The sequence below is a fragment of the Leptospira kobayashii genome (genome assembly GCF_003114835.2).
Taxonomy (GTDB): domain Bacteria; phylum Spirochaetota; class Leptospiria; order Leptospirales; family Leptospiraceae; genus Leptospira_A; species Leptospira_A kobayashii.
Genome location: NZ_AP025028.1, coordinates 2831373 through 2853773 on the forward strand (window position 1 = coordinate 2831373; position 22401 = coordinate 2853773).

General features: G+C 42.1%; 12 protein-coding genes. 4 read left to right on the forward strand and 8 right to left on the reverse strand.

Features of this window, described 5'->3' with window-relative positions; all coding sequences use genetic code 11:
- Nucleotides 1-12: 12 nt before the first annotated feature.
- A complete protein-coding gene (locus tag DI077_RS12785) occupies nt 13-1056 on the reverse strand; it encodes an esterase/lipase family protein (RefSeq protein WP_109019013.1) in 1044 nt (347 codons plus the stop codon).
- Complete coding sequence (locus tag DI077_RS12790; RefSeq protein WP_109019012.1) at nt 1053-1457, reverse strand: VOC family protein; 405 nt, start codon at nt 1455-1457, stop codon at nt 1053-1055. Before DI077_RS12790 ends, DI077_RS12785 begins: the two co-directional genes overlap by 4 nt.
- A gap of 492 nt (nt 1458-1949) precedes the next feature.
- On the opposite strand from DI077_RS12790, the gene DI077_RS12795 reads away from it, so the two are divergent.
- Complete coding sequence (locus DI077_RS12795) at nt 1950-2939, forward strand: HpcH/HpaI aldolase/citrate lyase family protein (protein ID WP_109019011.1); 990 nt, start codon at nt 1950-1952, stop codon at nt 2937-2939.
- A gap of 620 nt (nt 2940-3559) precedes the next feature.
- On the opposite strand, the gene DI077_RS12800 is transcribed toward DI077_RS12795, so the two are convergent.
- From DI077_RS12800 to DI077_RS12815, 4 genes are all read right to left on the reverse strand, one after another.
- A complete protein-coding gene (locus DI077_RS12800; protein ID WP_109019010.1) occupies nt 3560-4351 on the reverse strand; it encodes an SH3 domain-containing protein in 792 nt (263 codons plus the stop codon).
- Complete coding sequence (locus DI077_RS12805) at nt 4341-8153, reverse strand: hypothetical protein (protein ID WP_109019009.1); 3813 nt, start codon at nt 8151-8153, stop codon at nt 4341-4343. The genes DI077_RS12800 and DI077_RS12805 overlap by 11 nt, the downstream gene beginning before the upstream one ends.
- 469 nt (nt 8154-8622) lie before the next feature.
- Nucleotides 8623-9039 (reverse strand): hypothetical protein, encoded by a 417-nt coding sequence (locus tag DI077_RS12810; protein WP_109019008.1) that lies wholly within the window; start codon nt 9037-9039, stop codon nt 8623-8625.
- A 6-nt stretch (nt 9040-9045) separates the two neighbouring features.
- The gene (locus tag DI077_RS12815) at nt 9046-15348 is read right to left on the reverse strand and encodes a TIGR04388 family protein (RefSeq protein WP_242935191.1); all 6303 of its coding nucleotides are present in this window, start codon (nt 15346-15348) and stop codon (nt 9046-9048) included.
- A gap of 797 nt (nt 15349-16145) precedes the next feature.
- Here DI077_RS12815 and DI077_RS12820 point away from each other — a divergent pair.
- Nucleotides 16146-17996, forward strand: coding sequence for an alginate export family protein (locus tag DI077_RS12820; protein ID WP_109022564.1), 1851 nt, complete (start codon nt 16146-16148; stop codon nt 17994-17996).
- 9 nt (nt 17997-18005) lie between these two features.
- Here the strand turns inward: DI077_RS12820 and DI077_RS12825 are convergent, their stop codons facing one another.
- On the reverse strand, nt 18006-20078 hold the full coding sequence (locus DI077_RS12825) for a methyl-accepting chemotaxis protein (protein ID WP_109022563.1): 2073 nt from the start codon (nt 20076-20078) through the stop codon (nt 18006-18008).
- Between the two features lie 381 nt (nt 20079-20459).
- Between DI077_RS12825 and DI077_RS12830 the strand changes: the two genes are divergently transcribed.
- Nucleotides 20460-21134 (forward strand): glycosyltransferase, encoded by a 675-nt coding sequence (locus DI077_RS12830; protein ID WP_109022562.1) that lies wholly within the window; start codon nt 20460-20462, stop codon nt 21132-21134.
- Nucleotides 21135-21266: 132 nt separating this feature from the next.
- A complete protein-coding gene (locus DI077_RS12835) occupies nt 21267-21911 on the forward strand; it encodes a DUF2625 family protein (protein WP_109022561.1) in 645 nt (214 codons plus the stop codon).
- A gap of 7 nt (nt 21912-21918) precedes the next feature.
- Here the strand turns inward: DI077_RS12835 and DI077_RS12840 are convergent, their stop codons facing one another.
- Entirely contained in the window at nt 21919-22401 is a 483-nt protein-coding gene (locus DI077_RS12840; protein ID WP_135354951.1) for a hypothetical protein, read from the reverse strand.

Consider the following 22401-nt stretch of genomic DNA (forward strand, 5'->3'; position numbering starts at 1 on the left):
AGAAGATTTAAATTATTTGCACCATTCCCGGATCTCATCGTATACTCGCCTATCATACATTAAACGTAAGTGATTGATTCCGGATAATTCCTTCCAATTCTCTTTGGGAAAATCCAAATCGTATTTTCCATTTCCCGATTTTCCCAAAGAACTCCATTTCCCCACAATGGCATCTCCGAAAAAGTCCGCCAAAGGATGGTTCGGATTTTTGGTAAGAGTTCCCGTGATCACATAATAATCTACAGATTTCATAAGAGGGATATGTCTTTTTGAATTTTCCAGAAAAGCGTCGGGATCTTTTCCTTTCCAGTCTTCCTCCACCAGATATCCGTAACGCAAGTCTTTGATCCCGGCACTTCGAAGGTTGATCGCTTTTTTCGTAAGATGGGTGAATGGATTCGGAATTTTACCGAGAACGGTTGTGACAACGTTACTGAATTTTTCCAAACCGGCACCATGATGGGGAGAACCGATAAAGAATATTTTCTTGGTTTTGGAAACCCATTTGTGTTTTTTCTTTTCACCATAATAACAGGCGCTACGCGTAACAAGTCCTCCCATACTATGGGAAATAAAAATAATTTCTTTGATAGAGACAGGGGAATTTCGAATCAATTCTTCCAGAAGAGATGAAAGTGCCTGGCCATTGTCGGAAATATGAAGTCCTGTATTATAACGCAGGTAAAACGGGGTCATCCCTTTTTCTTTTTGGAGAAGAGTTCCGTAGTCTTCCGATTCTCCGCTGAATTTCCACATGGCTTCATCGCTTCCCAAGCCATGAACCAGAACGCAGATTTTAGAAGAAATATGAGGATAGGATTTTAAATCCTCTTTGCGGAGAGAGACTCTTTTTTTTTCCAAATAAAACTGCATCGGCGCTGCAAGATCGAAAGAGTCCAAATGATTCCCGAAAGCGCCGTTTAATATGGAAACACCGGAGGTTGCAGTCCTATCCGCAACTATCTTGGTGGTTTCCCATTTCTCCTTCCAATTGATAGGTTCTTTGGTAGGTTTTTCCGTTTGTTTTGTTTTTGCCGAAGGGATTTTCTTTTTCATTCTTTCGGAGGGAGTGCATCCATAAAGAAAACTTCCCAAAGATGATCATCCGGATCCAAAAAACTGCAACTGTACATAAACCCATGGTCTTGTGCATCATTGGCCGGCTTGCCTCCGGAAGAGAGGGCAATCTTTACCATCTCATCGACTTCACTGCGGGAAGTAAGAGAGAGCGCAAGAATATACTCTCTCGATCCTTTCGAGATAGGAAGTTTGGAAAATGTTTCGAAGTATTCTTCTACAAGAAGCATAGCAAAGGAATGTTCATTGATGATCATGCAAGTGGCTTTTTCATCAGTGAAGTCCGGGTTGAATGTAAACCCCAGTTTTGTAAAAAATTGAATGGACTTGTCCAAGTTTTTTACAGGCAGATTGAGAAACGTTTGTGTAACAACTCTCATTGAATCCTCCTAAAGGACGGAAAGTCCTAAATAGAATTAAGTTTTTTCATTTTAGCAATCAAAATATGGGGAGATTTTGGGCTGGGGTATTTATTTTTCCCCGCCCGATTTGGGTGGGGAACTAGACCCGCCACCCAATGCGTCCTCTCTACCACAGCACCTTCTCCCTGTAAAGCGAAGCCACCCTTCCTCAAAATTTATTTCCAAAAAGTTCGCCTTTTTGCCTTTCCTTACCTGGATTAGAATTCGCATTTCTGCGTTTCAATGACTCATGTCATTCTATTCACGATGGACACGGGAACCAAAACAACTGCTGCACCAGGGATACGGAGGGCTTGGTCGCGGCTTGCGACCGGAGCGAACGCGGAGCCCGGAGTAGCCCGGCCGGACCTTGGGACGGGGTGCCCAGATCCTCTACGCCATTATTTCCTAGACGGAAGGGCAAAATCGCAAAAATTGGTAAAAAATTCCTCATAATAAAGGTAACCCTAAATGGCACTGACTCACCCGCAATCCGCACTTTTCGCAGGAGAAAAACCTTTCCCGATCATCCCTGCTTGCGAACACTTCGCCGGATCTGAAAAACTGATCACAAAAGCTCTGGAGCTCCAAAACAAATTGGGCGGCCTCTTTGATATCACTATGGATTGCGAAGACGGTGCGCAAACCGGAAAAGAAAAAGAACATGCGGAAATGATTGTTCGCATTCAAAATTCCGAACTCAATAAACATAAAATGAGCGGGGTTCGTATCCACGATTACACCAACCCGCATTGGAAAGGCGATATAGACATCATCGTTCCGGGTGCAGGAAATGTGATCGCTTACATCACAATTCCGAAACCTACGAAAGCATCTCAAGTGAAAGAACAAATCACTTATATCCAAGAAGCTTGTAAAAAAGCGGGAATCAAAAGAGAAATTCCAATCCATGTTTTGATAGAAACTCACGGTGCGTTGCAAGACGTGTTCGAAATCGCTGCCCTTCCTTGGTTGCAAGTTTTGGACTTCGGACTTATGGATTTTATCTCAGGCCACCATGGTGCGATTCCTGCTTCTTGTATGAAATCCCCAGGCCAATTCGACCACGAGTTACTTCGTCGTGGAAAATCAAACTTAGTCGCAGCAGCTCTTATGAACGGAGTGATTCCTGCACACAACGTAACTTTGGATTTGAAAAACATCTACCAAACTTATGCTGATGCAAAACGTGCCCATGACGAATTCGGTTTTTTACGTATGTGGTCCATCTACCCTGCACAAATCCAATCCATCCTGGATGCAATGGCACCTAACTTTGCAGAAACGCAAACTGCTTGCGACATCCTAATCAAAGCACAAGACGCAGAATGGGGACCGATCCAACACGACGGAGACCTTCATGACAGAGCGACTTACCGTTACTTCTGGGAACTAGTCCAAAGAGCAAAACTCACAGGACAAAAACTCCCTGAAGAAGTGGAAAAAAGATTTTTCGCATAATTCTTCGTTCCAACCAACCGGTTAGAAAAGAGAGGCCGCAAGACTTTTGTTTTGTGGCCTTTTTTATGCGCTTGTGCGCCCCATATCTTCCTTTTACAATTCCTCTCTTCCTTTAACTGACCGTGCTCTCCCTAAGGCGGCAACGCTCGCTTCGCTGGTCGATCACTGGCGCAGGAAACTTATTCATTACACTCCACTAGCAATCTTTAAAGTTTATTAGCTCGTTTATATTTCAAGTTTCCTTTTTCGAGTTTTCTCTCAGTCAATCTTATCGAAATTCCCTTGGAACTTCTATTTTTGTTCAATATAATATACATTTTGTTCAATTGTATAGTTTTTACGAGGCTCAGACCTTCTTGTCTTTCCGTTAACGTTCGATGCTTCACGCTCTCGTGCGCGTAACCTCCGTGTTACGACGCACGAGCTTCGGCCGTCCTGGCCTCGCCACCGCGAGAAACATCTCCCTTGCTTTTAAGAGAAGAAACACTTTATCTATATTCATATTTCTCTTGGCGCCTCGCATTCTTTTTTCTTTTCCAACTTCTTTTTTTACCCGACCACGCTCTTCGCTTCAATCTTTGCTTTGCAAAGGATTTACGCTACGATCGTTGGCGCGGGGATTAATCCAATTTATAACCATCCGGAAAGCTTTCTTCCCATAGTAAAAACCAGCCAAATACATAGCCAATTCTACCATCCACTAAACGCACTTTTACCCAGTGACTTGCTCCATATGGTGGTATTTTTGCATAAATACCTGTATCAGCTAATAGAGCAATGCGACTGTCTTTTTTTAACTTTGATATCACTTTGCCATTTTGGTCTGGCTTGTTTCTAACCAATATATTGTCGTGTGTAACGCGATTATAACCTACTTCTAATTTAAAAACTCCCCCATCTGGTTCTGGGCCGGCCCCTATTTCTTGTTTACGTCCTTCGTAAATTGAATTTATTTTTGCTCTATCCAAGCAAGTTGTTGAAGTTTCCTTTTGGTCAACAGACCCAATCATTTCATAGTCTTTGAATAGATTTTTTTTTGAATTTTCTATCCAGACATAAGTCTTATTATCTTCTTTGTCGAAGAGCAAACCTAGATAAACCTTTTTTTCAGGAACGAGAAAAACATTGTCTTCAACTCGAACAAGTGGAAAAGTGAGATTGTTTGATAAACTGTAAAAAGAAAATTCAACTTTATCTAATGACATCAAAAAATAAAAATCCATTCCCTGCTTTTCGACATCGTCCAATTTAATATGAAAATATTTAGAAATCTTATTTATCTTTTGGTTACCTGAAGAAGCGTATATACACTTTTTACCTTGGTCATAACCCACTTCCTTTTCACCTTCAACTTGGTTGCCACAAAAAAGCGAACAAACAAACAAACAAACGACTATTAACTTATTCCACATAAGTTATTCTCCTAATATTAACAATATTCTCTTTGCTAAACGGGTTTTGTCCTCTACTCCAACCAGTTCCATGGTGATCCACAGTTTCCCAAGTTCCGGTTTCTTGATTTCGGATGATTGTGATGTAGTGATCTCCTTCTGCATCGTTATCTGTATTGATATGAAGTATCGCAGTTTGTGCTGAACTATTATTTAATTGCGTTACAGCACTATTAACGGCCGCTATATCTGAATTTTTGATTCGTAAAGGTTCCTTGTAAGTTCCATAATTCACCCCATTTACATTTCGGCCATCGGCATATGTATACGGATTTACGTCAGCTGTTCCCTCAAATATACCTTTACTCCCTCCTTGGGTTTCTCCATATCCGATTCTTCCTTGATTTACATTATCTACATACCACTGAGAAAATGATCTAGCTTCGATTCCATTCGCTTTTTGCATTGTATAATTCACAAACGCATAACAAATTCCAGATGCGGCATCTCTTCCAAAACTTCCATCATTCATCATTTTACGGATGGCTGCTTCCCCAGTTATATATTCAATCGGGTCTGTTCCTGCTTTGGCTACCTTTGTGATAGGGTATTGTCCCTCTGGAAGTTTATTCAATTCAGTTGCTATATTTGTCATAATCGCACCCATCTTCTCAGGATTCTGCGCGAAATAACCAGAAGTCAACATGGTTTTCAAATCGGAAGGATCAAGGATTACTCTACCGGGGCCTAGCAGTGATTCCGGTTTTATATTACCACTTATATCCTTCTGGATTTCAAATACTGGATTAGATCGAACTAATAGATCCTGAAATTTGATTTTTCCGGACAGTGTATCCAGGTCTTTGAGCGCAGCATCGTATTTCACTTTATCAGCCGTGCTCGCTGTATTTCTCTTGGCTTCTATTTCTGCTTTTTGTTTCGCAAGAGCGTCTAAATCAGCTTTGATTTTCTCTGCTTTGCCAGTTGCATCTAAATCTTTAAATACAGTATCAGAATATCCTTTTCCAACTTCACCTAAATCTATTCCAAGTTTACTTAATTTCTCATTTAATTTGGAAATACTTTCATCAATTTGAGATAGCTTATGTTGAGGAAGACTAACTTGGTTTGGGTCTCCTAAGGAATTGATTTCTCTTACCGGTGAGTTCATTGCATTCGCACTAGTAGTATCATTAACTCCCATCGCCCTAGCTACATTTTTAGCAAATTTAGAAAGTGCTTTCTTTGCCTCAGCGGCTTTAGCTTTTGCATCTTCCCAATATTTTGTATTTGCATTCCCATTATCAGCAACCAAACTTGCACTCTCAGCAGCACGTTCCGCATCTTCTGCCTCTTTCAAAAGTCGATCATATTCAGCTTTATCTGCTGAAGACAATTTGTTAGGATCGAATTCATTAACATCATCATCCCCATCCTCTCTTCTCCTGACAGGAACCTCAACAACCTGCGCATTCGGTGTCGTAGGCGTTGGCAATGGCCTACTATTCGTCCCACCACCTAAACCCATATAGGCGAGTGCACTCGCAAAGAATGTTCCAACTCCTGCCAACGCTCCGATTGCTAGCTTCTCTGGATCTATCACTCCGTTGATTTCATCCAACAAAGCTTCCCTGGCGTCACGACTCATTTCTGCTATTTCTTTGTCCGTTTTGCCTGATGCCCTGAGTTGTTTATCCTCTGTTGCTTTGTTGATTTCTCCTAATATCCGACTCCTTTCCTGAGGAGACAAACTATCCGGGTCAGAGATTCCGTTCTCTTTCATGATCTCATTCTCTCGAAGGGTTTTTCCTCTATCTTGTGCGAGGTTGATGTTCTGCTCAGACCAGTTCATCTCATCAAAGCTGAACCCGTCAGGTCCATTCGTTGCGAGATTCACACCATTCACTTGGGCTGATGTAGATAATCCGTTTCCATCTATAGTTGATGTGAGTCCGAGTCCGGTATCTGGATCAGTATATCCTACACTTCCGGAAAATCCTCCACCGTTGATGTCATAGTTTGCACCTATATTCCATCCCTCTCTTGGACCATTTCCATTGAAGTTATAATTCCCTCCAATCGTTGTGGCTCCGTTTGTAGTTGTGCTTAGTGTAGCCTGGAATTCTTTTACGCCGGGGATGATTGCCGCTGATCCTGAGATAGTTGTATTTCCTCTTTGTGAGAAACTAATGGATGCATTCGTGCTTGCATTTCCTATCCCGATCCTTCCTCCCCAACCATTCTGTTTGTCGTAAGTCACGCCCAAACCAAGTGCTGTGTTCTTGAGAACCGGAGCAAGTGCTCCCATCGATGAGGTAAAACTATTGCTTAAGTCTAGTTTCCCACCACCGGTCATTCCTCCCAATACTCCATTCGCAAGTCCGGCCAGCATTCCTTCCGTTCCATTTCTGGAACCATCTACTACCTGTATGGCGGTCTTGATGATCGTTGCACCGAGTTGCGTTCCACCGTTTATTGCGGGACCGAAGAATTTTACCATATTTGATACAAAGTTTCCTACTGTACTTAACGTACTGTTCACTCCCGACATCACTCCGGACAACGGCCCTGATGCTCCCAATGTTAATAAAGTAACGGCTACTGTAATCGCTGTTGACCTCGCCGCATCAGCTTGTGCTTTCTTGTCAGCTTTCTTCTGTTGGATTCCATCATACTGTTGTCTAAACGCAGCATTCGCTATATCTTTATCAAAGCCTGTGGCTTTAACGATTTCTTCCACTACGATTCGTTTCCCATATTCTTCTACGAATCTCTTCTCGTCCTTGAGAGTTGGGGTCTGAGAAGTATAACTAGCACTTCCTAATTTCATTCCAAATGTTTGGTTCAAGTATGCTTCCGATTGTATTTCCGCTGTCCCATAGTCCAAACTCCCCGCATTGGCAATTCGATTGCCCTCTGCAAATGCTTTCTGGATATCTCTTTCCTTCGCTCCGAATGCTACTGCTGCTGTCTTTGCAATTCCTCCCACAACACCCACTACTTGACTGACCACATTGGTTAATGGATTGGCATTAATCGCACTTCTTACTTTCTTCGCTGCTTGCGATCCTACATAGTCTGCCACTATGTTATTTGCTACTTCAGGAGGAAGTCCCGTGGCACTTGCTACCGCACTCGTCGCATATTTTTTCGCAAGGCCCATTTCGTTCGCTCGGATTCCGGCTATTGTATCCTTCGCTCCAGTCATCTTTTCTTTCTGATTATCTATATAGTTATCCGTAGCTACTACCATCGCTGCGCTTGCGGCTACAAACGGATTCGTTGTCATGAGCGCTCCTCCTATGCCACCAAACGCTCCTGCTACGGAACTCACCGCTCCTGCTACTGTATCTACCAAGGCTGTCACTCCGGACACGAAATGCGCTGTCATCGCTCCGGTTATACCTCCACTCAACTGGTTCATTTTATTATAACTTTTCGCAACCGCATTCTCTATAGATCTTAACGGATCACTGATCGAGAATGTATTCGCTCTCGCTTTGACATTTCTTTCCTGCATCTTCCCACGCATAAAGCTGATGATATCCGAGGCCATCGCAATTTGGTCTTCACTTCCTCCAGTAGCACGGATAAAGGCTCCCGCCAAACTTGAGTTGATTTGATCTTCTATTTTACCTTTGATCGATGATTTGATCCCTGCGGTTCCACCCGATATATACGCTAGTATCATATCATTGAGAAACGAATCCGCTGATTCCGCAGCTGCTTTGGCTTCCTGGAATCTCTTCTCATTTCTCTCTTTCACCGCGGCGATATCATTTGCTGCAGCTGAAATCTTTTTGGCGTCTCCCGCGAGTCCCACATTGTAAAAATCTTTGAGCGCAGCATTCTGTTGTACTCCTACATCTTCCCAATCTTCCTCTCCCCAAACGTTCGATGTTCCACGCTCCTGTGCGCGTAACCTCCGTGTTACGACGCACGAGCTTCGGCCATCCTTGGCCTCGCCACCGCGAGAAACATCTCCCTTGCTTTTAAGAAAAGAGAAACTCTATTTATATTTCTTTGTGCGCCTCGTATCTTTTTTCTTTTCCGATTTCTTTTTTTAAGCGATCACGCTCTCCCTCGACGGCAACGCTCGGTCGATCGTTGGCGCGGGAAACTTATTCATTACACTTCGCTAGTGATCTTTAAAGTTTATTAGCTAGTTTATATTTCAAGTTTCCTTTTTCGAGTTTTCTCAGTCAATCTTATCGAAATTCCCTTACCATTTCTATTTTAGTTCAATCTAATATGCATTTTGTTCAATTGCATAGTTTTTACGAGGCTCAGAGTCAAAAGTTAAAACCACGATAAATATTTTCTCCTTTCTTTCTCACAAAGTTCCAATTAAGTGTGATTGTTTTCACAGAAGAATATTTTAATATAAACCTATCTTCATCTTTAAATAAGAGAAGAAAATTCTTTTTACCATTTATCTTATCTGTTATTTTGCACTCCTGTTTAAAACATTCGATTTTCTGATTTCTGAACACTAATGAATCATCAGCAAGAAGCAATTTTATTATTAAATCATCATTGCTACCAATGAATTTGAAACCTATGGAATAATCAATTCCTTCAGTAGATTCATACCCATCCATTGGGCTTTCAAGAAACCACTGTTCATGAAATACATTAATAGCTCTTCTTGCGTCAGCAAAACAGCAGCTAAAACTAGTTATAATTATTAATACTGTTAACTTTTTCATATTTACCTACCACTTATAATTCTCGGGATTCTGGGGGATCCCAGTTTTGTCCATTACTTCAAAATGAATATGGGGACCGGAAGAATTTCCTGAATTACCCGACAGTGCAATGACTTGGCCTTTTTTTATAATATCACCCTTTTTTACTAACAGATTAGAGTTATGCGCAAATAAGGTTCGAGTTCCATCGGGATGCTCAATTATCACATGTGCTCCATAGCCAGCGATACCTTGATGGTTTTTGGTTGTTCCACCGGCAAAAATAACTGTTCCATCTGCAACAGAGGGAACAGGCGTTCCAATCGTTGCTCGAATATCCATTCCAGCATGAGGCTTTACTTTTGTTCCATTTGCACTATATTCTACACCTTGAGGTAAATTTATTTTTCCATTAGTTGGAAGTAAGCCTCCATCTGGTGTTTTATATATAGTAGTTCCAGTTGTAGAAATTTCGGAAAGCCCTCTTGCTTTTGATAAATAATAATCCTCCAAAACATTATTTCGAGCAATACCTTCAGGAGAGGATTTGTTATCATCCCATTCTTTGATCGCTTTATCTAATTTTTCTTTAGCTATTTTCAGCTCAGCAGGATCTGTAATTGTCTTTAATAGCTCTTTGGCTTTATTTCGATCTGTTAAAACAAAAGCTTCCACTATTTTATCTGAATTTCTAAGAATATTACTTCCGTCTGGAGAAGGCTCTTGAGCATTTGTATTGTTATCTGGACTATTAGTCACCGTTCCCTCTTCACCTGGAAAGAAATAAACCCCCGCAGCTTCGACAGGTTGCGAAACATTCCCCGTGTTAATGATTCCATCCTCTCCCATTGGTTTCGGTGCACCATCATCAGCAACATCGGAAGGTCTTTCATTAACATCATCCTCCCCATCCTCTCTTCTCTTAGCAGGAACCTCAACAACCTGTGCATTAGGTGTCGTAGGTATTGGCAATGGTCTACTATTCGTCCCCCCACCTAATCCCATAAATGCAAGTGCTCCGCCAAACAATGTTCCCACTCCACCAAGAATAACTCCTGGTATATCAGCTACGTTGATTAATCCATTGATCCGATCCAACGCTGCCTCTCGATCATCCGGACTCAAGTTCTCTATATCGTCATCGCTCATCCCATCAGCTGCTAGTTGTGCATTCTCGTTTCTTCGATTAATATCCTCTAATCTTCTATTTCTTTCTTCTGGTGATAAACTATCAGGATCAGCGACTCCATCTTTTTTCAACAAAATATCCTCTTGTAATTTATTCCCTCTATCTTGCGCCAAATTGATGTTCTGTTCTGACCAGTTCATCTCATCAAAGCTGAATCCGTCAGGCCCATTCGTTGCGAGATTCACACCATTCACTTGGGCAGATGTAGACAAACCGTTTCTGTCTATCGTTGATGTGAGTCCGAGTCCTGTTCCTGGATCTGTATACCCTATACTTCCGGAAAACCCTCCACCATTAATATCATAGTTCGCTCCTACGTTCCAACCTTCACGTGGTCCCTTACCAGAGTTATAATTTACCCCTACACTAGTCGCACCATTTGTTGTTGTCGTAAGAGTTGCTTGCAATCCTTTCACGCCAGGAACATTTAATGAGCCAGATAGTGTCGTATTTCCTCTCTGAGAAAATCCTATGTTTAGATTCGTGCTTGCATTTCCTATCCCGATCCTTCCTCCCCAGCCATTCTGTTTGTCGTAACTCACTCCCAAACCTAGTGCTGTGTTTTTGAGAAGCGGAGCTAGTGCTCCCATGGATGAAGTAATCCCTGAACTCAAGTCAAGTTTCCCACCACCGGTCAGTCCACCCAAGATTCCGTTGACAAGTCCAGCCAGCATTCCTTCTGTTCCATTTCTTGAACCGTCTATTACCTGTATCGCGGTCTTAATGATCGTTGCTCCTAGTTGAACCGCTCCGCTTCCAATTGCTCCGAATAATTGACCTACTGTACTCAAGGCACTATTGATCGCTGCCATCGGACCAGTTACTGCGGTTCCTGCTCCTAAGGTTATAAGTGTTACTGCCGCTGTAATCGCTGTCGATCTCGCTGCATCAGCTTGTGCTTTCTTATCAGCCTTCTTCTGTTGGATTCCATCATACTGTTGTCTAAACGCAGCATTCGCTATATCTTTATCGAAGCCTGTGGCTTTAACAATTTCTTCCACTACGATTCGTTTGCCATACTCTTCTACGAAGCCCTTCTTGTTTTTAAGGGTTGGGGTTGCTGATGTATAACTAGCACTTCCTAATTTCATCCCGAATGTTTGGTTCAAATAAGCTTCCGATTGTATTTCCGCTGTCCCATAATCCAAACTTCCTGCATTCGCAATTCGATTGCCTTCGGCGAATGCTTTCTGGATATCTCTTTCCTTCGCTCCGAATGCTACCGCAGTTGTCTTTATAATTCCTCCAACAACACCCACTACTTGAGTGACCACATTGGTTAATGGATTGGCATTAATCGCACTTCTTACTTTCTTCGCTGCTTGCGATCCTACATAGTCCGCTACTATGTTATTGGCTACCTCTGCTGGTAAACCTGTAGCACTTACAATCGCACTTGTTGTATGTTTTTTGATTAATCCCATTTCGTTCGCTCGGATTCCGGCTATCGTATCCTTCGCTCCCGTCATCTTTTCTTTCTGCTTATCTATATAGTTATCCGTAGCTACGACCATTGCTGCGCTTGCGGCTACAAGCGGATTTCTTGCCATGAGCGCTCCTCCAATACCACCAAACGCGCCTGCTACGGAACTCACTGCACCGGCGACTGTATCTAGTATGGCTGTCCCTGCCGATATCATGGAACCTATAACTGCTCCGGAAATTCCTCCGGTGATTTGATTCATTTTATTATATTGCTTTGCGAATGCGTTCTCTATAGATCTTAATGGATCACTCATAGAGAATGTATTTGCACGGTCTCTCACTTGCTTCTCCTGCATCTTCCCACGCATAAAGCTGATGATATCCGACGCCATCGCAATTTGGTCTTCACTTCCTCCAGTAGCACGGATAAAGGCTCCCGCCAAACTTGAGTTGATTTGATCTTCTATTTTACCTTTGATCGATGATTTGATCCCTGCGGTTCCACCCGATATATACGCTAGTATCATATCTTTGAGAAACGAATCCGCTGATTCCGCAGCTGCTTTGGCTTCCTGGAATCTCTTCTCATTTCTCTCTTTCACCGCGGCGATATCATTTGCTGCAGCTGAAATCTTTTTGGCGTCTCCCGCGAGTCCCACATTATAAAAATCTTTGAGCGCAGCATTCTGTTGTACTCCTACATCTTCCCAATCTTCCTCTCCCCAAGCTTCAAATAAATCTTTACCCTTAGGAGCCATAATCGGTTTGACTTCTGCCAAACTCACATAACGAATCTCTGTTTGGTTACCGCTTTTGTATTCGCCTTTGCTATTCTTACCATCTATCTGTCCATTACTGATGATTTTGGTGAGTGTCGCTACATTCGTTTCTTTGTTGATCGTATATTTATAATCTTGTTTTAGCAAATCCCAGCACTGACCAGGATTCACATAACAAGTGCCTGCCGCCTCTTTTTCAGAGTCGGTTAGATCTAGTCCTGTCGTTTGGCCTAATACAATCTTCTCTTCTCTACTTAAAGATTTTACGATCATTCCATTTTGGTATTCCAAACCTTGATTCTTTAAATAAGCTATCGAATCCTTAAAGGTCGTTTTGAAACAATCCTCCTGCGTCGCTCCCGGCTTCGCCATACAACTCACCATCGGTGCAAACTTGGCATCATTCATCTGATTCAGAATATGCTGATACTCCATTGTCCCGACCAGTTTTCCTTCGTCGTTGTATTTTAAAACAGATCGGTCTTCCCACTTAATTGCATACGTTAGCTGATTGAGAAGTTTTTCCTGTTCTCTATCTGCACTTCTCTCGTTGTTTTCATTGGCGGATAATAATTGAGCATATTGGTAGACCCCATTCGCTGTGTTGCTAAAAACAGCTCCTATATCTTTGCCATCCACCTTCAAACTTGTTTCTACTGTTTTTTGGCTCGCTGCATTGAAGATCGAGAAGGGTTGTCCTCCGGACGTAGATGTATTTGTGCCTGTAAGGGAAGACGCAAATCCTCCCACAGCACCGACGGCAGATTCAATCGTGCTGATCGTTTTGTAAATAATAGGATCTGTTTGAACAAGTCCGATGCCAGATGCCAAACCGCCTAACGAAAAACTCCCCATAGTGGAAACCTTATCGATCACGTCTATCTTTGCGACTGCCATTAGACTTTGATCTTTGGAGAAGAATTCTTTGATACCTATACTTGTATCTTGCGCGATTACCTGCTGTTGAACCGGTTCGTGAAACACGAATTCCTTCGTAGTAAGACTTGTTAAACTATCTTCGTAACGGCTTAGAACCGATTCGGTTCCTGTGGAAAAATCGAACGCGGAAGACTTACCGGCGATTAAGTCGGTTTTCAAGGCCGCTAAATCATTCTTTGATTCTGCGTTCGCGGCATTTTTTTGCATTTCTTCCCATTTGATCAGACCGTCTTGTCTTTCCGTTTCCATTTTGGAAACCCATGCGGATTTTTTGGCTTCCAGATCGGCGAGTGAATTTTCATAATCTGCCTTTGCCTGTGCTTTCAATGCATCTGCATTTACTTTCCATTGTTCGTAGAAACTACTATAACTTGCTACTTGTCCTTCCCAGTTTCGAATCGCAGGATTGATATCGTTCGTATATTTGCCCAGTTGACCTGTCAAAGAAGTCGAATTGGATCCCCAATAGTCTGCCATAACCGAAGCGTGCGCGTCATGCACTACGTATAAAGCGCGGTATCCGATGGCACCCATTTGCATTTCAGTTGTATTCCAGGGACGTATTTGCCACCAACTGTCATAAGGAGTACCAACGGCTCTATCCCGAAGAAAATTCCCTTCAGTATGCGATACACCGGTGAGGCCTCCTGGCATTTGATTGTACATATTATAACTATCCGTATACAGGTTAGCAAATGTTACGCTTGTTACCGTCCGATCTCCCGTTCCCACAAGTTGGTTCAATAAAAATCTGACACCTTCCATATTATCAGATCTGATCGCCAGAAATATGGATTTGAGAGGTTCGGGAATATTTGCAAAATCCCTGGAACCAGGACTTTGTTGCCATGCCACAAATCGTTGGTTGTCAGGAACAGAACCGAATGAATCCGAATAAATCGAACTGATGATACCGGAAACATCTGTTGTATAAATATTCATACTGGGATCAAAATTCAAAGTAGTTTGGTAAGTATCGATTCGATTGGCAAAAGAAGTCGTATTGGTAGCCGCAGTGTTTCTGACTCCCGCCAGAAAAGATGTCACCTCTGTAGAAATGGAGGTGAGAATGTTGGAACTGTCCAAGGTTGTTTGGTTCAGAACTGTTTCCATTCTTCCAATCAAGTTAGTCAGCATGATTCCCGCATCATTCAATCCTGCCTGATTGGCTTTTTTATAAACGCAGTCATCCGGTTGGTTGCAGGTATCGACTAACATTCCTTTGAACTGATCGACGATTCCTTTGATTCCGGTTTTAACAGCTGTTTTATAAGAATCGATTGCGTTCAGATTGTTCTGGAAAGTGGCCTCCGACTCGTCCATAGAATCCAGGAATTGGCTGTACTGGCTTTCTATCGTTTGCAAAGAGGTCGCAAAATCATTGAATCCCTGTTGGGCATTCTGATTGAAATTTTGGCTCCATTGGTTCGAAGCATTGGCAATCTGCTGTTGCAATTGGAGCGCTTGGTTATGTGTGTCCTGTCCGGAAAGTGTAGTTTGTATTCCGATTCGATTCAGATAAGTGGTATCGACTCTGTTTGTATTGAGTCTGAGCACGAACTCATTTCTGTTTTCCAGAAAATCCAGGTTCGCACGATCTTCCCAGGTATTCAGAGCCGCGATTTTCTGGGATTCCAGTTCCTTTTGCACATAGTCTTTATACGCATCAACATTGTTATACGAATCGCTTGTGGTAATGTTTGAGACATAATTGTAAATCGCGCTGTCGGCGGCGGCTTCCCAATTGGCACGGAGTAAACCTTTGTAATACGTTACCTGATCCGTCCAGCCTGCGATGGAATTCAGAAAGTAAGATTGACCATACACCTGATTCATTATATTCGAATTGTATTCATCCATCTGCAATTGGGGGATGACTTCTTGGGAGAAGGTAGCCCTTGCAAAAAATATAGTAAATACAAGGGAAAATAGACCTAGCAAGGCTTGGGTTTTTGTGAACCGACTAAACTTTTGTTCTGCGGAATTCTCTTTTGGCATAAGGGACCTGTGAATAGGTCAACTAATCTGGATTAATGCGAGGGGTCAAAAAAATCTGAGTACGGGGCGATCATTTTTTGGTGCTAAATTTTGTTTTTTGGAAAAAAAATTTCCCTTTTTTTGAGGGGTGGATTGGGATGTTGGGTGTTTCCGGAAAGGGGGGAATCTGAATCTCGGTTGGCAAAAAGGCGAACTTTTCCGGAGAATTTTTTTTAAAACCTGGTTTGAGGTTGTCGAAGCGGTTGTTTTGTGTTAGGTGGTTTGCGGCAGCCCACGAGCCACACCCCCCAACCCTAAACAGGGCGGGGGATTTAATATCGGACGTCGGATATTATGTCCCCTCATTGCCTAAAAGCACTTTTGGAAATCTAGAATCAGAGTCTCTTCTTTCTTAAAAGCAAGTGAGATGTTTCTCGCGGTGGCATCAAAGCCCATCTCAGGATTGACGCGTTTTTTAAAAGTCAGTTGATTAAAGATTTATGCGACGATTGATTAGACTTGCAAGCAAGTCTGTGAATCTGGACTACCGCTTTCGCTCACCGTCCAGTTCACATTCTCGCTCCCTATGGGTCGCTGCGAATGGCCAGGGATGGCCGGAGCTTTTTCGTCGGAACAGGATGTTCCGCGAAAAAGAGCGTGAAACATCTCACGTCTTTTTTTGTCCAATACGGGCCAAGAAAATGTTCAAAATAGCGAATTTGATCTATTATTACGGAATTTTATCTGCAATAATAGATAATTTATTGACCCACCTGCGTAAATTCCTAATCTGCCAGGAACGGCAGGTACATCATCCTATGAAATTTGAAAAACTGATCCCTATTTTACTCTTATCCACTGCGAGTTTGTTTGCGCAAAATACACCACCGAACTCTACGGAAGCAACCACCAAACCGCCCAGCCAGGAAACAAACACGCCGAGCACAGGCACGCAAAACCCTCCCCCTACTCAGGAAGGAACTACTGCTACGCAAGCATTGCAAGCCAAGCCGGAAGTTGTGGAACCTTACAAAAGTCCTTTGAAGGCAAACTTATCTGGTGAATATTTAAGAAGTTTGCAAATCACTTCAGCACAAAGAAAAGCAATTCAATCCAATCCTGATTTATGGTTCGCAGACAAATACAAAGTCGGGTTTGGTCTCCGACCGAAAGCGGATGCGATCACTAACCTCGATTTTGATAAAACAACTGCCGACACTAGAAACTCCGTAGTCAACCAAACTCAATTTTATCTGATCGGGGATTTAACTCCCAATGTTCTTTTCAAAGTAGCATTTCAAGACGTTCGCTTATGGGGGGGAGAGGTAATTTCCTCCGGAAACCAAGATCAAAAATATGCAGTGATTACCAATGCGGGCACCACTTACGATACCACCAAACAAACAACAATTCCTGTGAATAACTACACAGGATTCAGAGAAGCCTTTGTTGATTTGAAAACAGCCAAAGAAGGAATCCGATTGAGAACGGGTAGACAAATCATCGACTTTGGCGACGGACGAATTGTGGGAGCGAGAAATGATAGTTTGAACGGAAATTCATTCGATGCCATCCGACTCACTACCAAAATAGAAAATCATACTACCGACGTATTCGCATCCGTAATCAGCACCGAGAGCAATTCAAATAGTCTCGTTTCCAACAACTCCACAAAGTTAGGTGGGCCAGGTGAAGCATATTATGCAGGTATTCATCACAATTTCAAAGTAGCGGATTGGTTGGGAATCGATGTTTACGATTTCAGTCTTTTCAAAAAAAGAACTGCCGTGAAAAATCCACCGGACTGGGCAACAGAACAGATCTACCGCGGAAACGACCAGATGAATACTTATGGATTCAGACTTACCAACCGAACCAAAAGCAATGCGGTTCCGGACGGAGTCAAATTCGATTGGATGGTAGAAGCAGCTTGGCAATCGGGATACAACGGTCAAAGGATCGCTCCCGATTGGATGAATCTGGATGGCAAACTCAAAACCAACCAAACCAACGGAACACAACCTCTCTTTGCTCAGAATGGAAAATACGATGCCAATTTGGTCGCGGTGCAACTCGGTTATTCACCTATTAAGGAATTCCGAATCGGCGTACAATATGTCCAAGCTTCGGGAGATCCCAACAGAAACGACGCATCCGTTGCCACATTCAACCCGTTATTCGCTACAAGACGGATGGCAGGAGGAAGCATTCCTTTCGCAGGGAACGGAAACTCGGGAGCCGTCTTTTGGCAAAACGTAAAAGATTATTCCATTCATTTGAAATACGAAGCGGGTAAATGGGGAACTTTTATCTTCAACCCTCATTGGTATTACAAAGTAAAACTCCAAGACGGGTATTACGATAACAACAATTATGTGACAGGGAACGCTAAAACCGGCGGACTTGCCAGCACTGAAGATTATTTCAATACTCAACAATACGATCAGTTTGCTCCTAGATTAGGTAAAAAAATCGCAACAGAGTTGAATTTCATCTATATCGTAACTCCGTTTGAAAATGTTTCCTTCTGGTTCGGAGCTTCTCAACTTTACGGAGGAGATGCAATCCGCAATCAAAAGAACAATATGTGGAATGCAGATCCTTTGCATAGATACGATTTCAAACCGAACGCATCTTATTTTACGTTCCAATCGGTATTTGCCATTTAAGGAAATATCTTAGACTTTAAACCTGCCAATTAATTGACCCAAATGCTCTGCCTGTCTTTGCATATCGGCCGATAAATTGGTAAGGTTGTCCGCTCCACCCGCCACTTCCTGAGTTCCGTCGGAAATGCTCAAAATGGTTTTTGTGATCTCTTCCGTAGCTCTTTTTTGCTCAAAGACAGCTTCTTCAATTTGAAGATTGAGTGTTGTCAAAGCGGTGGCACTCTCTCCGATATCTTTCGTATTTGTTTCCTGGGATTTTACCGAAACCAATACTTTGTTCGCGGAAGACTCGAACTCATTCACGCTTAAGTTGAGAGATCGTAAGACCTTAGCCGCTTCTTCCACTTTGGCATTACCGTTTGTAACCGCAAGATTTGTAGACTCGACAAGTCCGCTGATCTCTTGTACGGAAAGAGAAGTCTGTCCTGCAAGTTTTCCAATCTCTTCCGCCACAACAGCAAACCCGCGCCCTGCATCTCCGGCCCTTGCGGCTTCGATCGCAGCATTTAACGCGAGTAAGTTTATTTTTTCCGATATCTCGGTGATAATATCCAAAACTTCCGTAATACGAGAGGCTCTGTCCCCGATTTCTTCCATTGCATCCGTCGAGGAGGACATTGCCTTTTCTCCGATCACTGCCTGTTCTTTCGAATCGGTCGCCAATTTTGCAAGGCTTTGCATCTCTTGGTTGATGCTTTGAATCTGTTCTCTCAACCTTAAAACATTGGAATCGATTTCCCGCATTTTTCCTACCGCAGTTTCCATAGATCGTCCCACATGATCGGCAGAGGCGGAAAGTTCTTCCACTGCCGCAGAAGATTCTTCCGCAGCGGAAGCTTGCGTCTGAGCAATGTCGGAAAAATTTTCCGAAGTTCTTGTCATTTCGGTGGAATGGGATCCCAATTTTTCAGAGGAGAGTTTGATTTGACTGATCATGGAAAACAAACTTTCCTTCATTGCCGTCATGGATTGAAGAAGATGGCCGATCTCGTCGGTTTTCTTATAATGGTTTACAGCGGTAAGATCTCCATCAGCAATTCTGGATGAAAAATGCATCGCTATCGTTAGCCCGCGGCTTACCAATCTTTGAAAAATCAGATTCAAAGCGATCAATACGAACATTAGTATCAAAAGAGAAATGATACTGGATTCTAAAACGATTTTCCCGACGCTTTTAAAATAAATGGAATTTGGTATGCTGACTTGCATGGTCCAGAATTTCGGATCTTTTCCGATATGAAACGGAAAATAATAATGAGTGTATCCGTTGGATGAGTAAGTAAACCTTTTCCCTTCTTTATTATTCTGCAGATAAACTTTCAGTTCGTCCGAATCAAGAATCTTTTTTCCAAGTTGGGACTTGTCATCTCCGTTCATCGCATAAGTTCCATTTGGTGAAACAAGAGCGATGTATCCTTGCCCCCGAAACGGTTTTTTATCTCCGATCCTTTCCTGCAAGTTTTTAAGATCGATGTCAAGACCCGCTGCCCCGTAAAATTTTCCCGGTAGACTGATCGGAGTTACAAGAGAAATCATAAGAATATTTTTGGAACCGACCTTATAATCATAAGGACCCACCACGGACATTTTGTCCGTTTTTTTAGTGATTTGATAATAGTCGCCTGTACCATCCAGGTTGTCATAACCTTCAAGTGCTTCGATTTGAATGTTTCCTTCTTTTTCCGTTTGATGAAGATAAGGGACAAATCTTCCTGTTGAATCATGACCCAATGTGTTTTTGAACCTAAAATCCTGTTTGTCGTATGCGTTCGGTTCGTAACAAACCCACATCGCGAAATAATTGAAATTCCTTTTTAAGATCTCCTTCATTGTTGAAATCACTTGCTCTCTGGGAGGGGATGCATACATCAATGGAAAACGAAACCCCCGCGTTACACCCATCATCGTATTGAGCTGTTCCATGACTTCGAATGACCATCTTTCCGCGGTTACATCAGCACTCTGCTCCACTTCTTCTTTCAGGTTGACAAAAGTTTGATAAGACTGAATGGAAGTAAGGATAAAAAAACCGATAAATAACACGAAAGAGATGTACAAGGATATACGAAGGCGAATGCTCATAGGTAGTGTAATCTATCCGACGGAAGTAATTAGTAAAGATATTTCTTAACTACGGCATTTCCCGGTTTAAAAAAGTTTTTTTGTAGGGCTACTGATGAATGACTAAAATCGGATATCAGCAGTCTTACAAACGGATTTAGAATGAATCTAATTTTCGATTTTGAATTTTCCGATCAGTTTGGTAAGATGTTCGGCTTGGTGCAAAATATCGTTCGAGTAACCTGTTAGATGATCCGCCCCGCCCGCAACCTCCTGGGTTCCATCGTATTTGCTTCCTGTGGATTTTCATAGGCTGAGGAGGAAGAATCAATTTCCTTTTCAAAAAAATAGTAAAGTAGTTTCTACTTTTTTCTTTAGAAAAGAGAAGACTTGTGCATACTAATGGCAAAAACTCTAATTTGTTTTACTTCGATGGAAAAATCAGTTTCTATTATCATTCCTATCTTTCCCGGAGATAATGAAGCGGAGGAACTTTTAAAGTTTTTAAACCATCACATTCCGGAAGATTGGGAAGTGATCGTTTCTTCTCCGAAAGAAAAAGGAAACAGAGCTTACGCTCTCAATGAAGGAGCGAAAAAAGCACATGGTAAATTCCTTTGGTTTTTACATGGAGATAGCCGTTTGGAAAAAGAAGAAATCCTGGCTTTGGAGAAAGCAATTGCAGAAGGCCCGGACAAACTTCATTACTTTAAATTAAAATTTTATCCGGAATCTTTTTTGATGTATTTCAATTCCATCGGTGCGAATCTCCGGTCTTATCTATTCGGTTGTCCTTACGGAGATCAAAGTTTCTGCATTGCAAAGGAGAGATTTTTAATTTTAAAAGGCTTCGATGAAAGTCTTACTCTTGGTGAAGATCTTTTTTTTGTTTGGATGGCTAAAGAAAAAAATATCAGATTGAATCAGATGCAGGGATATATCCGAACCAGTAACCGCAAATATAAATCCCAAGGTTGGTTTAAAATTACGGTTTTTCACAACTATATGTTCTGGAAACTCGTATTTCTCTGGTTAGTTGCTAAGATAAAAAGAGCTGGTTCGAGAGATTCCTCATAATTCCAAACATGTAAAACTTTTTCGGCAAAATTTCGAATCAGTGAAAGGAAATGCAAAATTTTTAGAACAAAAACAAACCGATTCCTTCTAGTAACTACTTGCCAAACTGATCCGGTTTGTTCCCAATGATCTATGGGCCAAAAGATCAATCCCGAATTTCTGAATGAAATAAAAAATGCTACGAATCATGCGATACTCTATCCGAGAAAAAATCAGGAAGGGGATTCCATTTTAGAGGCATTGGGAATCGATGAAGAGTCAATTTTAGGGATGACTCTGAAATACACGGCAGGTATTTCCGTTTACCACGGATGGATACGCCTGTTTGGTGGTGAATCTTCCGAATTTACGGACTCTATCTCGGATTGGAACGACATCAACGATTCCGAACAGGTTTTCATCGAAGACGCTCTTCTCGTCGGTTACGACGTATTAGGTGGATTTTTTGCAGTCAATACGGGCGCCTTCGAGGATGAAGACGGCATGGTTTATTATTTTGCACCGGATACTCTTCTTTGGGAAAGTACGGAACTAGACTATAACGATTTTTTTCATTGGTGTCTGTATGGAGATATCGAAGATTATTATAAACCGTATTTCTGGAAATCCTTTGCGGCCGACTGCGAAGCTTTAAAAGCAAATCAAGGATTTCAGTTCGATCCCCCGGTGTATGAACTGGAAGAAGAAGATATCGAATCTTTAAAACGGAACGTAGTGAGTTTACGGGATCTTTGGGAACTCACTACGGAAGAAGACGAAGAACTGGAAGAAGAATAGTTTTACATCAAAACGACTTTTTCCATTCCTTTCCTTCTCTCAAAAGGAAATCTTTTCCCAATTTCCAAACCATTATCCTTTCAGTTTCGGTTTCACCGTTCACGTAACCCGCATAAGGTGCTGCATCGGAATTGTTTCTTTTTGCAAACATGATCCCCCCTTTTATTTTTTTGCCATCCACAGGTTTTCCGTTTTTAAAAATCCTAAACTCCAATGGCTCGGGAGAATGAAAAAATAAATAATCCGAACTCTCCACCTCCAGAATGTAAATCCCCGGTGGAAATCTGATCCCTGCGGCGGGAGGATTTTCATCATACCAAACCATTCCGTCCGGAACGGTAATTGTTTTCGAAGGATCGGAAATCTTCTTAACTTCTATCGCTTTATTTACATGCGGACTCAATTTAACGATTCCGCATGCATTGAAGAGAATGCAAGAAGCAATTATGAAGAATAATAAACTGGGTAGTCTTTTTATCTTAAAATACAT